This is a genomic window from Roseomonas sp. CCTCC AB2023176, from assembly GCF_042259275.1.
GTDB lineage: Bacteria > Pseudomonadota > Alphaproteobacteria > Acetobacterales > Acetobacteraceae > Roseomonas.
On sequence record NZ_CP170086.1, the window covers coordinates 1511868 to 1524494 of the forward strand.

Genomic DNA, 12627 nt, shown 5'->3' on the forward strand with positions numbered 1-12627 from the left:
CACCAGCACGATCAAGCAAAGCCCACCGCTTCCGTCGCGCCGCGCGGCGCGGCAGGGTGTTGCGATGCGACCGCTCCTCCCCCGCCGCGGGCTCCTCGCCGCGCCGCTAATCCTTCCTGCCGCAGCCCTTGCCCAGGGCGAGTGGCCGTCCCGCCCGGTCCGGATCGTGGTGCCCTACCCGCCCGGCGGAGGGCTGGACGTACTGTGCCGGGCGATGGCGGACCGGCTTTCGGTGGTGTGGCGGCAGCCCGTGACGGTGGACAACCGTCCCGGCGGCGCGACGATCCCGGGAACCGATCAGGTCGCGAAGGCGGCGCCCGACGGGCACACGCTGTTGATGACGTCGGATTCGTCCATCACCTCGAACCCGCATCTCGGGGCGCGGCTGCCGCACGACCCAATGCGGGACCTCGTGCCCGTGTCGTACCTGCTGGACGTGCACCAGATGGTGCTGGTGCATCCCTCCGTCGGGGCGCGCGACATGGCGGGGCTGGTCGCCGCCGCGAAGGCGGCGCCGGGGCGGCTGAACTACGGGTCCTATGGCCCGGGCAGCCAGCCGAACCTGCTGTTCGACGGGCTGAGGGCGCGGGAGGGTACGCAGATCCAGGCCGTGACCTATCGGGGCGTCGGCCCCGCCGTTCTCGCGACGGTGCAGGGGGAGGTGCAGATGACTCTCTCGGGCATCGCGTCCTCGCGCGACGCGCTGGCGGATGGGCGGATCGTCGCGCTGGCCGTGGGGCGCCCGACGCGCTTCCCGCAACTGCCCGATGTGCCGACGCTCGATGAAGCGGGCTATGGGGAACTGGACCCGCGCACCTGGTTCGGCCTCTTCGCCCCGGCGGGAACGCCGGCAGCGCTGCTGTCGCGCATCCAGCGTGACGCGGCCGCGGCGCTCGACGAGCCCCTCATTCGCGATCGGCACCTGACGGCGAACGGCTACACGGTTCACGCGGCGACGCCGGAGGCCTCGCTCGCGATGGTGGCGGCGGATTTCGAGGCGAAGCGGCGCCTGGTGCGCCTGGCCGGGGTGCGCGCGGAATGAGCGGCCTCTCCGCATCCTGGCGCGACATGGGCCCCGCCGCGCTCGACGCGGGATACAATGCCCGCGCGACGACGCCGACGGTCAACGACATCGTCGCGGAATACCGCACGCGGACCGACGCGGCGAAAGCCGTGCTGCGCTGGTCCACGCACCGCTACGGCGCGACCGAGGCCGAGCGGCTGGATGTCTACCCGGCGCAAGGCAGCGGGTCGGCGCCGGTTCTGGTCTTCGTCCATGGCGGATACTGGCGGGCGCTGGATTCGGCGGATTCGGGATCCATGGCGCCGGGCTTCACGGCGGCGGGCGCCTGCGTTGTCAGCTTGAACTACACGCTGGCACCGGCGGCGACGCTGGACCAGATCGTCGAGGAATGCCGCCGCGCGCTGCGCTGGGTCGCGGAGAACATCGCGGCCCATGGTGGCGACCCCGAGCGTATTCACGTGGCCGGCAGCAGCGCGGGCGGGCACCTCGCGGCGATGCTGATGGTCACGGGGGTCGGGCTGCCGCCCGTGGTCGGCGGGACGCTGCTGTCCGGCCTCTTTGACCTGATGCCGCTGCCGCAGACCCACGTGAACGAATGGATGCGGCTTGACGAAGCGGCGGCGCGCCGCAACTCGCCGGCCTTTCTGCCGCTGCCCGCGGGCCTCGATGTCGTGCTGGCCCATGGCGACACGGAGACGGGCGAGTTCAAGCGGCAGACGACGGAGTTCGCCGTCGCGCTGCACGAGGCCGGGAACCGGGTGACCGTCGTGCCGCCCCGGCCGGGGTCCAACCACTTCGATCTGCTGTTCGACTTCGGGGAGCGGGGGAATCCGCTCCACGAGGCGACGCTGGCCGCGATGGGCCTAGGCGAATGACCCCATGTCCGCCGCGACCCGGGGCAGGTCCTCGGTGCGCGGCGGGCAGGGCGGCATGTCGCGGAGGAAGGCGTAGTGGCCATGGCCCTTGATGGCCGTCAGGTCGTGCGCGACCAAGCCGGGGATTGGCAGGTCCGTCGCGACGGCCTCGGGGCCCGACAGGTCGAGGAGGACCGCGCCGACCGAGGGCTCGCCGCCATGCCCGCCCGCCCCGAGGAAGGAGGTCGCGGGCACCCAGAGATGGCGGATGCCGTTGACGACGCGGTCGCGCCGCGCATGCAGGTGGCCGCTGACGATCATCCGCACCGGGCCGCCGCGCAGCAGGGAGAGTAGCCGCGCGCGGGGTTCCGGGTTCAGGCTCGCGATCGTCGGGCTGTTCTCGCCCGGGTCTTCCAGGAACAACGGCTTGTGCAGGAACAGCGCGACGGGCCGCTCCGCGTGGTCCAGCGCGGAGGCGAGCCAGGTCCACTGCTCCTCCTCCGCAGGGAGCCCGCTGCCGCAGAGCTGCGCGTTCATCCCCAGCACGCGCCAGGCGCCGAGGTCGAACGCCACGCGGTCCGGGCCGACATGGCGCGTCCAGGCCGACAGGCGCGCGGCGTTGACGATCTGGTGCGCGTCCTGCCCCGGCGGCTCGTCACCGACGTCGTGGTTGCCAGGCAGCGCATGCACGATGCCGGGCAGGCGGCGCAGCACACGGGCGGCGAAGGCGAGCTCCGCCGAATCGTCGGGGCCGTTGATGCAGAGGTCGCCGTTGACGATCGTCGCCTCGGGCGCCCCGGCCGCGACGGCGTCCCGCGCGCGCAGCCAATTGTCCCAGAAGAAGCCATGGGTGGGGGAGAGGTGCAGGTCCGACAGGACAGCCAGCGTCGCATTCATGCGGTGAACCCCAGGTTCGTGGGTCGCAGGTCGAGGTAGTAGAGCGGGTAATGCGTGAAGCGGACCGCGCGGCGCTTCGCGAAGATCTCCCGCGCGGGGTAGAGGATCAGCGCCGGCGCCTCCGCCTCGAACTCGTCGAGTAGCGCGTGCCAGAGGCGTTTCCGGTCCTCGGGCTCGGAGGCCGCGCGGAAGGCATCCACCAGTTCGTTGAAGCGCGTCGGCGTCCAGAAGCCGCCGGACTGAATGACCTGCTCGCGCGCGAGGTGCACGGCCAGGCCGCCGCCCAGCGGGTCGGCGAAGCGGAAGGCGACGGAGACAGGCCGCACGTCGGCGCCGGGTTGCTGCACCAGCGCAGCGTTCTCCCGCGTCTCAAGCCGGGAGTTCACGCCGATGGCCGACCACATGCCCTGGATGACCTGCACCGCAGGGAGGATGTTGAGGTAGTAGGTCGGCGCGATGCGGATCACGATCTCCTCGCCGCGGTAGCCGCCTTCGCGCAGCAGGCGGCGCGCGCGGTCCGGGTCGTAGGCGAAGCCGCGGCGCTCCGCCTCGTACAGGTCACCGAAGGCCGGGACCTGCAGCGCGGCCATGCGCCGGAAGTCCGGGCCCCAGAGCGCGCGTCCCAACGCGTCGTAGTCCACCGCGTGGTTCAGCCCCTGCCGCACGCGCGCGTCGCGCAGGGCCGGGCGCCGCGTGTCGTAGAAGAGGATGTGCGCCAGGTCGAGGTTGACCGAGATGCCCTCGACGGATGGGTTGCGCCGGAGGGATTCGATCTGTTCCGGCAGCAGGTTCGTCGCGATGTCGAAGTCGCCGGCGAGCACGCCGGCGAGGCGTGACGACGCTTCCGGCACGACGGTGAAGACGGCGCCGCGCGCGGGCGGGCGGCCGCCCCACCAGTCGTCGTGGCTCTCCAGCGTCGCGCGTGCGTCGCGCTGGAACGACGCGTAGCGGTAGGGGCCGGTGCCGATCGGGCGTGTCCGCATCCCCGCCGCGCCGCCTTCGGACGCCGCGCGGGCCGAATGCACCCATCCCCCGTAGGCCGCGAGCCGCGGGGGCATGACGACGTCGGGCGTGCGCGTGCGGAAGACGACGCGGTGGCGGCCCTCCAACTCGACGCCGGCGAGGTGGCCGAAGGTCAGGCGGCCTTCGAAATAGGGGACCTCCGGCCCCCACATCCGCGCTGCGGAGAAGGTGGAGAGAACGTCCTCCGCCGTCATCTCGGACCCGTCGTGGAAGCGTACGCCTGGGCGGAGGTCCGCCACCCAGGTCAGCGGGTCGCGCCGCGTCAGGGAGGTCGCGAGGTAGGGGCCGAGATGCGACCCGCCCTCCCGCATCTCCGCGAGGAAGTCGCGGCGCCAGAGCGTGTCGAAGACGTTGTCCGTCAGCCGCAATCCGACGTTGGAGATCGTCTCCAGCGGCTCCAGCGTCGGCGGCAGGGCCTGGACCGCGACGCGCAGCACGGGGCGCGGATCGGCCTGCGCGCCCGCGACGTGCGGGAGGAAGGCTGGCGCGGCGAGGGCGCCGAGGAGGGCACGGCGGGTCTGCATTGCACCGCAACATGACCGCCGGCCGCGACAGGTCGGTGACCGACGCGTGACGGTCCGGCTTCCAGCCCTGCCGCGCACGCCGGATTGAAGCGGGGACGGGGGCGCCGCACATTCGGGAGGCCATGCGCCCCCTCCTCCTCGCCTCCGCCCTGTTCCTCGCCCTCCCGGCGCTCGCCCAGGCGCCCACCCAGACCCCGGCGCCCGAGCCGTTCCGCGTCGTCAACCGCACGGGGCAGGAGGTGACGGCGCTGCACGCCGTCCGCTCCGGCCGTCCGAACTGGGGGATAACCTGATCCGCCAGAACCTGGCGGAAGGCGGGGAGTTCCGGCTACGCCCAAACGCCGAGGCGGGCTGCCGCTTCGACGTGCGCCTGGTGCTGGCGGATGGGCGGGAAGCGGTGGCGCGCGGCCAGGACATCTGCGGTGCCGACCGCACGGTGACGGTCGCCGCGGCCGCCATTGGCGCCCCAGCCGCGCGCCCGCCCGCCAGCCAAGCCGGCGTGCCGGGCGGTGCGAACCCACCTGCGCCGCAGGCGACGCCGAATCCGAACGCCCGCGCGGCGACCGGCACCGGCTTCCTCGTCGCGAACGAGCGGGTCATGACGAACCACCACGTCGTCGACAACTGCAACCGCGTCGTCGTGCGCGCGCCGGATGGGCGGAGTTTCTCAGCCGTGCCGCCGGCGCGGGTGGATACGGGCCTCGACCTCGCGCTGCTGGCCGTGCCCGGGCTGAACGGGCCCGCGCTGCCCTTCCGGCAGTCGCCCGCGGTGCGGCGGGGAGAAAGCGTCGTGGCCTACGGCTTCCCGCTTTCCGGCCTGTTGTCCTCCGACCCCAAGTTGACGCGCGGGGAGATCAACGGGTTGGCGGGGCTGCGGGACAACCCGAACCAGTACCAGATCTCCGCACCCGTCCAGCCTGGCAATTCCGGCGGGCCGCTGCTGGACATGCAGGGGCACATCGTCGGCGTCGTCGTGTCGAAGCTGAACGCGCAGGCGGTGGCGGGGCGCACCGGCGACATCGCGCAGAACATCAACTTCGCGGTGAAGGGGGAACGCGCGGCCGCCTTCCTCGTCGCCGCGGGGATCACGCCGACTCCTGCGCGCAGCGACGGGCCGGAGCGGAGCGCGGCGGATGTGGGGGAGATCGCGGGGCGGTCCACCGTCTTCATCCGCTGCGAGCGCTAAAGCAGATCCGCGCAGAGCGGTAAATCTGCTCTCCAGACAACGGTCCGGACCCGTTGATGCCGACGACAGTGGGGCTGAGACAGGTCCAGGCCCGAGCGGGGTCAGGCCGCAGCGGGTGGCCCGCGCGTCAGCCCGATCACCCGCGCCGCATGCGGCCCAGGGTTCGGCCGGACACGGAGGCGCCGGCGCTTGGTGAAGGGTGACGCCGCGCGCGGCCGCGGCCGACGCTCCGGGGCCGCGGGACGGAGCCGGAGGACGAAGACCTCCTCCGGCCCAACCGTCTCGTCTGCGGAAACGAAGCCCATCGCGGCGTAGAGACGGCGGGCTGGCCCGTTCTCCGGGTCCACGAGGAGCCGGATCTCACGGCAGCCGGGAACAGCCGAGAGGGCCCGCAGGGCGCGGGAGAGGAGCTGGCGCCCGAGGCCCTGGCCGCGCGCCCGGTCGGCCACGGCGAGGTAGGCGACCCACCAGCATCCGCCTGACCCGGGGTCGGGGTGGGTGACGGTGAAGCCCATCGGCCGCCCCGCGGACTCCGCGATGACGAGGACATGGGCCACGCCCTTCCGTACGGAATCCGAAACGGCGTCGAGCGAGCCTAGGAAACGGGTGACGAGGGCCGGGTCGAGCGGGATGCGACCGAGGATGGCGGTATCCGCGCGGGACACGCGGCGGAACCGGAGGGGAGCCTTGCTCCCGGGGGACAGCATGGGAAGCCTGGAACAGTGTCGGACGGTGGCGCGAGATGCGGCGCGGCGAGCGGTCCGGGCCCATGAGCAACGGGTCCGGGTACAAGCCGGAGCGCGTGCCCCGTAGTAGCCATTTGGGTAGCACGACGCGGGAATGCACGGGTTATCGCGACGCCTTGGTCACGAATTGTTCACGGATGCACCATCCCCCGTCCTGGCCAGGCGCTGGCCCAGGGGCTGATCGTCCTTCAACGCCGTCCCCGTCGCGCCGAGGTCGCGGGCGGCGGCGAGGAGCCAGGCGATCTTCGCCGCTGCCTCAACGGGGGAGAGGCCGTCCGCGCGGATGTTGCTGATGCAGTTGCGTTCGGAATCCAGCCGGCCGGTGCGGGGTTCCCAGGTGACGTAGGCACCGAGGCTGTCGGTCGCTGAGAGGCCGGGACGCTCGCCGATCAGGACGATGGCCGCGGCCGCGCCCAGCGCTTCGCCCACCGCATCGCCGAGCGCGACCCGGGCCTGGCGGGCGATGACGACCGGCCCGGGCGTGAAGCCGTCGCGCCGCAGCAGCGGGACGAGCGCGTGCAGAAGCGGCGGCGCCCACCGCCCGACGCCGATGGCGCAGAGGCCGTCGCCGGCCACCAGCGCGACGCTTCCCTCCGCGCGGGGGAGGGTCGTGCCGGGGGCGAGGCGGCGGCCGAGGTCGGGGCGCAGCAGGTAGGTGCGGCGGTCCGGAGCCGCGGAAGCGACGCGGTGCACAGGCAGTCCCAGAGGCGCGACGGCGGCTTCCAGCGCGTTCTCGTCCAGGGTCGAATGCACCGCGTCCCGCGCGCGGGCATGTGCTTCCTGGAGGTCCAGGTGCGCCACCGTCGGCAGGGCCGCGCCCCGCCGTCCCAGCGCCACGCGTGCCGTGGTGTGGCGGCGCAGGAAGGCGACGGCGGCGTCACCGACGGCGGGCGTGACCTGGCGGCTCATTCGAGGCCGATCAGCGCGGGCGAGAGGCGTGACGGCAGGCTGGGCTGCGACGGCGCGTCGGGGGCGATGCCCATCCGCTCCATCCAGGCCTCGAATTCCGGCGCGGCGCGGCGCCCCAGCGCCCGGCGTGCATAGAGCGCGTCGTGGAACGAGGTGGACTGGTAGGCCAGCATCACGTCGTCCGACCCCGCGACGCCCATGACGTAAGTCACGCCCGCGACGCCCAGCAGCGTCAGCAGCGCGTCGGTGTCGTCCGCATCGGCCTCGGCATGGTTCGTGAAGCAGACATCCACGCCCATCGGCAGGCCGAGGAGCTTGCCGCACAGGTGGTCCTCCAGCCCCGCGCGGGTGATCTGCTTGCCGTCGTAGAGGTATTCCGGCCCGATGAAGCCGACGACGCTGTTCGTCAGCAGCGGGGCGAAGGCACGCGCGACGGCATAGGCGCGGCATTCCAGCGTCTGCTGGTCCACGCCGTGGTGGGAGTCGGACGACAGCGCGCTGCCCTGGCCGGTTTCGAAATACATCAGGTTCGCGTCATCCGGGCCGCGGCGCAGGGAACGCGCGGCGTCCTGCGCTTCCCGCAGCAGGGCGAGGTCGATGCCGAAGCCGCGGTTCGCCGCCTCGGTCCCCGCGACGGACTGGAAGACGAGGTCCACCGGGGCGCCGCGCTCGATCGCCGCGATCGTCGTGGTGACGTGCGACAGCACGCAGGTCTGCGTCGGGATGTCGTAGCGGGTGCGGACGGCATCGAGCAGGTCGAGTAGGCGGCAGACCGTGTCCACGTGGTCCGTCGCCGGATTGACGCCGAGGCAGGCATCGCCGGCGCCCATCAGCAGCCCGTCCAGCACCTGCGCCGCGACACCGCGCGGGTCGTCCACCGGATCGTTGGGTTGCAGGCGGACCGATAGCGTGCCGGGCAGGCCGATCGTGTTGCGAAAGCGCGTGGTCACGCGGCATTTGGTTGCGACGGCGACGAGGTCCTGTAGCCGCATGATCTTCGACACCGCGGCGACCATTTCCGGCGTCAGGCCAGTGCGGAGCGCAGCCAGGTCAGCTTCAGTCGCTTCCCCCAGCAGCCAGTCCCGGAAGCCGCCGACGGTCAGGTGCCGCACCGGCGCAAAGGCCTGCGAATCATGCTCGTCCAGGATGAGGCGCGTGACCTCGTCGGCCTCGTAGGGCACCACCGCCTCGTCCAGGAACCGTGCCAGGGGCAGGTCGGCCAGGGCCCGCTGCGCCGCTACCCGCTCCTCAGCGTTGCCCGCCGCAACCCCGGCCAGCGCATCGCCGGACCGAAACGGCGTCGCCTTCGCGAGGAGGTCGCGCAGGTCCGGAAAGACGTGGCGTGTGCCGCCGATGGTCTGCGCGAAGCCCATGCAGGGAGTGTGCAGCGGGGATGCCACCCCTGGCCAGCGGTGCGTTGACGGGGCGGGGTGCCGCGTGCGCTCTTTCGGTCCGTTTCTGGAAGCAACCCGTCATGCCCATCGCGCGCCGTACGGCGATCGCCGCCGCCCTCCTTCCCGCGATGCAGGTAAGCCTGGCCCAGGCCCAGCCCCAGGTTCAGGCCCCGCGGCGCGACGTGGAGCGGGAAGAGCGGAACCGGCGCCTGGTGGTCGCATTCTACGAGGCCGTCTTCGTCCGGCACGACCTCTCCGCAGCGGAGCGGTATCTCAGCGAGGATTATCGGCAGCACAATCCGCGCGTCCCCGACGGGCGCGCCGCCTTCGTCGCGGTCTTCAGCCGAATCCTCGCGGCAAATCCGCAGGCACGCTCGCGGATCGTGCGGTCGGCAGCCGATGGCGACCTGGTCTTCCTGCACGTCCACTCGCAGTCCAACCCGTCCGACCGCGGCCGCGCCATCGTGGACATCTTCCGCGTTGAGGGCGACCGGATCGTCGAGCACTGGGACGTGATCCAGGAGGTGCCGGAGACCGCGGCAAACGGGAACACGATGTTCTGACGCGTCAGCTCGGCTCGGCCGCAGCCATGTGGATCATGGTGTCCGGTCCCTATACCGCCGGGGGCGCGGGCACGGCGGAACGCGCCGCCAACCTGCGCGCGATGAACGAGGCTGCGCTGGCGCTGCACCGGATGGGCCACGTGCCGGTGATCGGCGTGAACATGGCGCTCCCCGTGATCGAGGCGGGTGGCGGCTTCGACGAGGTCATGATGCCCCTCTCCCTCGCGCTCGCTGAGCGCTACGACGCCTGCCTGCGGATCGGCGGTGCCTCCCGCGGTGGGGATGAGGAGGCCGAACGCTTCCGCGCCGCGGGCAAGCCCGTCTTCCGGGTGATCGAGGAGGTCCCTGCGCCATGAACCTGCATGCGCTGCTCTCGGCCCGTGCGGCGGAACGCCGGCCGGTCCGCGTCGGGCTGATCGGGGCCGGCAAGTTCGGCTCCATGTTCCTCGCCCAGGCCGGGCGGATGCCGGGGCTGCACGTCGTGGGAATCGCGGACCTCGACCCCGGGCGGGCGCGGGCCGCGCTGGCACGCGTGGGGTGGGAGGAGGCGCGGTACGGCGCGCGGTCGTTCGGGGAGGCGCTGTCCAGCGATACGACTTTCGTGACCGACGACGCGGCCGCCCTGATCGCGGCGGATCTCGAGGTGGTGGTCGAGGCGACGGGCCACCCGGCCGCGGGCATCCGCCACGCCCTCGCCTGCATCGCGCATCGCCGCCACGTCGTGATGGTGAACGTGGAGGCCGACGTGCTCGCCGGCCCGCTGCTGGCGCGCCGCGCGGCGGAGGCAGGGGTCGTCTATTCCATGGCGTATGGCGACCAGCCCGCCCTCATCGCGGAGATTGTGGACTGGGCCCGCGCCATCGGGCTGGAGGTCGTCTGCGCGGGCAAGGGCACGAAGTACCTCCCGGCCTACCACGCCTCCACTCCTGACACCGTATGGGGCCATTACGGCTTCACGGAAGCCCAGGTCGCCGCGGGCGACTTCAACGCGCGGATGTTCAACTCCTTCCTCGACGGCACCAAGTCCGCGCTGGAGATGGCCGCCGTCGCCAACGCGACGGGGCTGGTGCCGCCGGAGGATGGGCTCCTCTTCCCGCCCTGTGGCGTGGACGACCTGCCGCAAGTGCTGCGGCCGCGTGCGGAAGGCGGCGTGCTGGAACGACGCGGCACCGTGGAGGTCGTGTCGTCGCTGGAACGCGACGGCCGGCCCGTCTTCCGCGACCTGCGCTGGGGCGTCTACGCCGTGTTCGCCGCGCCGGACGAGTACGTGCGCCGCTGCTTCTCGGAATACGGCCTGAAGACCGACGCTAGCGGGAACTATGCCGCGATGTACAAGCCCTATCACCTCATCGGCCTCGAGCTCGGCATCTCCGTCGCCAGCGTCGCCCTGCGTGGCGAACCGACCGGCGCCACGCGTGGCTTTGGCGGCGACGTGGTCGCTACGGCCAAGCGCGACCTCCGCGCGGGCGAGGTGCTGGACGGCGAGGGCGGCTACTGCGTGTACGGTCGCCTGACCTCAGCCCGCGCATCCCTGACCGCGGGCGCGCTGCCGATCGGGCTCGCGCATGGCGTCACCCTCCGCCGCGACGTGCAGGCCGGGGCGACGGTGCGGTGGGACGACGTGTCCTTCGACGCCACCGATGCGGTCATCGCCTTCCGGCGGGAGACGGAGGCGACCTTCAGCCATGGATGACCGCGCCCGCTGCGCCTGGTGCACAAATGACCGCCTTGCCGCCTACCACGACGCGGAATGGGGCGTGCCGGTCCGCGACGACCGCACCCTGTTCGAACTGCTGACGCTCGAAGGTGCGCAGGCCGGGCTGTCCTGGGACACCGTCCTGCGAAAGCGGGACGGCTACCGCCGCGCCTTCGCGGGATTCGACCCCGCCGCCGTCGCGGCCTTCGATGCGGCGCGGATCGAGGCGCTCGTCGCCGACCCCGGTATCATACGCCACCGCGGGAAGATCGAGGCGACCGTCACGAACGCCCGTGCCTTCCTCGCGATCCAGGAGGAACACGGGTCCTTCGCCCACTGGCTCTGGGCTACCGTGGACGGCAGGCCCGTCGTGACCCGCCGCCGTCGCGGGGAACCCGTGCCCGCGACGACGCCGCTCTCCGACCGGATCAGCAAGGACCTGTCGCGCTGTGGCTTCCGCTTCGTCGGCTCCACGATCACCTACGCCTTCCTCCAGGCCTCCGGTGTGGTGGACGACCACACCGCCGAGTGCTGGCGCGCAGGGAGCGGATGATGCACGGCGATCCGGCGGATGGGTGGCGGTGATGCGACGGGCCACGATCATCGACGGGCCGCCGCTTGCCCGCGCACAGGGCCGCCCGCGTCATCGTGGCCCTGGTCGGCGCGGCCGGCCGCTCGGCAACCATCGCGCGGTTGCTGCCGGCGACCGGATCATTGGCAAGGGCTCCGCCTCGGCGTGGGCTGCCGGCGGCCCCGGTCGCCACCGGGCACGCGGAGCCGGAGCGGAGCCGATGCGGCAGGGGACCATCGCGTGATCCAGGACTGGCCGACCGGCCGCACCCGCGTCATCGCCATTCTCGGCGACCCGGTGGAACAGGTGAAGTCGCCCGCGACCCTCACGACGCTGCTGCGCGCCCGCGGCGACGATGCGGTGGTGGTACCGATGCGGGTCGCCGCGGCCGACCTGCCGGCCCTGCTGGACGCGCTGTCCCGTGTGCCCACCCTGGCCGGGCTGGTCGTCACCGTCCCGCACAAGCCCGCCGCCCTTGCCGCCGCCAAGACAGCCACGCCCCGCGCGCGCCGCGCGGCCGCGGCGAACACCCTACGCCGCATGCCCGGCTCCACCTGGCACGCGGACATGCTGGACGGGGAAGGGTTCGTCGCCGGCCTCCGCGCCACGGGGTTCGAGCCGCGGGGACGGCGCGCCCTCATGGTCGGCGCGGGCGGCGTCGGCGGCGCGATCGCGGTGGCGCTGATGGATGCCGGCCTTGCCGCGCTGCGCGTGCACGACGTGGACGCGGCGCGCGCGGCGGCGCTGGCGGCGCGGCTCTCGGCGGAGGGCGCGGACGTCGTGGCCACCGGTCCCGATCCGGACGGCTGCGACCTCATTGTGAACGCGACGCCGGTCGGGATGTCCGGCGACCCTCGCACGCCGCTCGACCCCGCCGCGCTCTCGCCCGGGATGTCGGTGGCGGAGGTCATCATGGAACCCGCCGTGACACCGCTTCTGGCCGCCGCGACGCGGATCGGCTGCCGCACGCATCCCGGGCGGCTGGTGCTGGAGCACCAACTGCCCCTGATGGCCGAGGCGCTGCTGCCACGGAGCTGCTGAGTGCACGCGGGGCCGGGATCCGCCAACGGCCCCACCGTGCGGCAGCGCGACAGCTACGGGGGCATTCCCCCGGGCGACACGACGGATCAGGAGACCCGGGGAGGGCGGTGCGGGCGCTTCGGCACCAATCGCCGGAACCGCATTGGGCGCGGCGTCCGCCGAATGGGCAAGAGGGTGGGCGCGCGCACGCCCCGCCGAT

The 12627-nt window shown here is 72.7% G+C and carries 14 protein-coding genes; 9 read left to right on the plus strand and 5 right to left on the minus strand.

Translation table 11 applies throughout. The features are described from left to right. Positions 1–64 precede the first annotated feature (64 nt). Both ACE7GA_RS07600 and ACE7GA_RS07605 read left to right on the plus strand, forming a co-directional pair. Positions 65–1042: a Bug family tripartite tricarboxylate transporter substrate binding protein gene (locus tag ACE7GA_RS07600; protein ID WP_376097901.1), complete on the plus strand. Its 978-nt coding sequence runs from the start codon at positions 65–67 to the stop codon at positions 1040–1042. Further along, positions 1039–1899 carry an alpha/beta hydrolase gene (locus ACE7GA_RS07605; RefSeq protein ID WP_376097904.1) on the plus strand — a complete coding sequence of 287 codons (861 nt, stop codon included), beginning with the start codon at positions 1039–1041 and terminating at the stop codon, positions 1897–1899. Before ACE7GA_RS07600 ends, ACE7GA_RS07605 begins: the two co-directional genes overlap by 4 nt. On the opposite strand, the gene ACE7GA_RS07610 is transcribed toward ACE7GA_RS07605, so the two are convergent. Next, entirely contained in the window at positions 1888–2775 is an 888-nt protein-coding gene (locus tag ACE7GA_RS07610) for a metallophosphoesterase family protein (RefSeq protein WP_376097907.1), read from the minus strand. The two genes, ACE7GA_RS07605 and ACE7GA_RS07610, sit on opposite strands and share 12 nt — an antisense overlap. Further along, complete coding sequence (locus ACE7GA_RS07615; RefSeq protein ID WP_376097910.1) at positions 2772–4322, minus strand: ABC transporter substrate-binding protein; 1551 nt, start codon at positions 4320–4322, stop codon at positions 2772–2774. The genes ACE7GA_RS07610 and ACE7GA_RS07615 overlap by 4 nt, the downstream gene beginning before the upstream one ends. 122 nt (positions 4323–4444) lie before the next feature. Here ACE7GA_RS07615 and ACE7GA_RS07620 point away from each other — a divergent pair, with 122 nt between their 5' ends. Further along, positions 4445–4615 (plus strand): hypothetical protein, encoded by a 171-nt coding sequence (locus ACE7GA_RS07620; RefSeq protein ID WP_376097913.1) that lies wholly within the window; start codon positions 4445–4447, stop codon positions 4613–4615. Positions 4616–4686: 71 nt separating this feature from the next. Then, positions 4687–5508, plus strand: a complete 822-nt coding sequence (locus ACE7GA_RS07625) for a trypsin-like peptidase domain-containing protein (protein ID WP_376097915.1) — start codon at positions 4687–4689, stop codon at positions 5506–5508. Between the two features lie 101 nt (positions 5509–5609). Here the strand turns inward: ACE7GA_RS07625 and ACE7GA_RS07630 are convergent, their stop codons facing one another. The 3 genes from ACE7GA_RS07630 to ACE7GA_RS07640 all read right to left on the minus strand — a co-directional run bounded on the left by ACE7GA_RS07630 (position 5610) and on the right by ACE7GA_RS07640 (position 8536). Further along, positions 5610–6215: a GNAT family N-acetyltransferase gene (locus ACE7GA_RS07630; RefSeq protein ID WP_376097918.1), complete on the minus strand. Its 606-nt coding sequence runs from the start codon at positions 6213–6215 to the stop codon at positions 5610–5612. A gap of 159 nt (positions 6216–6374) precedes the next feature. Then, positions 6375–7163 (minus strand): ethanolamine ammonia-lyase subunit EutC, encoded by a 789-nt coding sequence (gene eutC, locus ACE7GA_RS07635; protein WP_376097921.1) that lies wholly within the window; start codon positions 7161–7163, stop codon positions 6375–6377. Further along, positions 7160–8536, minus strand: a complete 1377-nt coding sequence (locus tag ACE7GA_RS07640) for an ethanolamine ammonia-lyase subunit EutB (RefSeq protein ID WP_376097924.1) — start codon at positions 8534–8536, stop codon at positions 7160–7162. The genes eutC and ACE7GA_RS07640 overlap by 4 nt, the downstream gene beginning before the upstream one ends. Before the next feature lie 101 nt (positions 8537–8637). Between ACE7GA_RS07640 and ACE7GA_RS07645 the strand changes: the two genes are divergently transcribed. The 5 genes from ACE7GA_RS07645 to ACE7GA_RS07665 all read left to right on the plus strand — a co-directional run bounded on the left by ACE7GA_RS07645 (position 8638) and on the right by ACE7GA_RS07665 (position 12428). Continuing rightward, entirely contained in the window at positions 8638–9120 is a 483-nt protein-coding gene (locus tag ACE7GA_RS07645) for a nuclear transport factor 2 family protein (RefSeq protein WP_376097926.1), read from the plus strand. 26 nt (positions 9121–9146) lie between these two features. Beyond that, positions 9147–9476 (plus strand): hypothetical protein, encoded by a 330-nt coding sequence (locus tag ACE7GA_RS07650; RefSeq protein ID WP_376097928.1) that lies wholly within the window; start codon positions 9147–9149, stop codon positions 9474–9476. Further along, entirely contained in the window at positions 9473–10813 is a 1341-nt protein-coding gene (locus tag ACE7GA_RS07655) for an NAD(P)H-dependent oxidoreductase (protein ID WP_376097930.1), read from the plus strand. The genes ACE7GA_RS07650 and ACE7GA_RS07655 overlap by 4 nt, the downstream gene beginning before the upstream one ends. After that, the gene (locus tag ACE7GA_RS07660; protein ID WP_376097932.1) at positions 10806–11369 is read left to right on the plus strand and encodes a DNA-3-methyladenine glycosylase I; all 564 of its coding nucleotides are present in this window, start codon (positions 10806–10808) and stop codon (positions 11367–11369) included. Before ACE7GA_RS07655 ends, ACE7GA_RS07660 begins: the two co-directional genes overlap by 8 nt. 258 nt (positions 11370–11627) lie before the next feature. Further along, positions 11628–12428, plus strand: coding sequence for a shikimate dehydrogenase family protein (locus ACE7GA_RS07665; protein WP_376097934.1), 801 nt, complete (start codon positions 11628–11630; stop codon positions 12426–12428). Positions 12429–12627 lie beyond the last annotated feature (199 nt).

Excerpts from the sequence above, each read along its gene's own strand:
- ACE7GA_RS07600 (WP_376097901.1), top strand. The coding sequence starts at position 65 with ATGCGACCGCTCCTCCCCCGCCGCGGGCTCCTCGCCGCGCCGCTAATC.
- ACE7GA_RS07605 (WP_376097904.1), top strand. The coding sequence starts at position 1,039 with ATGAGCGGCCTCTCCGCATCCTGGCGCGACATGGGCCCCGCCGCGCTC.
- ACE7GA_RS07610 (WP_376097907.1), bottom strand. The coding sequence starts at position 2,775 with ATGAATGCGACGCTGGCTGTCCTGTCGGACCTGCACCTCTCCCCCACC.
- ACE7GA_RS07615 (WP_376097910.1), bottom strand. The coding sequence starts at position 4,322 with ATGCAGACCCGCCGTGCCCTCCTCGGCGCCCTCGCCGCGCCAGCCTTC.
- ACE7GA_RS07620 (WP_376097913.1), top strand. The coding sequence starts at position 4,445 with ATGCGCCCCCTCCTCCTCGCCTCCGCCCTGTTCCTCGCCCTCCCGGCG.
- ACE7GA_RS07630 (WP_376097918.1), bottom strand. The coding sequence starts at position 6,215 with ATGCTGTCCCCCGGGAGCAAGGCTCCCCTCCGGTTCCGCCGCGTGTCC.
- eutC (WP_376097921.1), bottom strand. The coding sequence starts at position 7,163 with ATGAGCCGCCAGGTCACGCCCGCCGTCGGTGACGCCGCCGTCGCCTTC.
- ACE7GA_RS07640 (WP_376097924.1), bottom strand. The coding sequence starts at position 8,536 with ATGGGCTTCGCGCAGACCATCGGCGGCACACGCCACGTCTTTCCGGAC.
- ACE7GA_RS07645 (WP_376097926.1), top strand. The coding sequence starts at position 8,638 with ATGCCCATCGCGCGCCGTACGGCGATCGCCGCCGCCCTCCTTCCCGCG.
- ACE7GA_RS07650 (WP_376097928.1), top strand. The coding sequence starts at position 9,147 with ATGTGGATCATGGTGTCCGGTCCCTATACCGCCGGGGGCGCGGGCACG.
- ACE7GA_RS07655 (WP_376097930.1), top strand. The coding sequence starts at position 9,473 with ATGAACCTGCATGCGCTGCTCTCGGCCCGTGCGGCGGAACGCCGGCCG.
- ACE7GA_RS07660 (WP_376097932.1), top strand. The coding sequence starts at position 10,806 with ATGGATGACCGCGCCCGCTGCGCCTGGTGCACAAATGACCGCCTTGCC.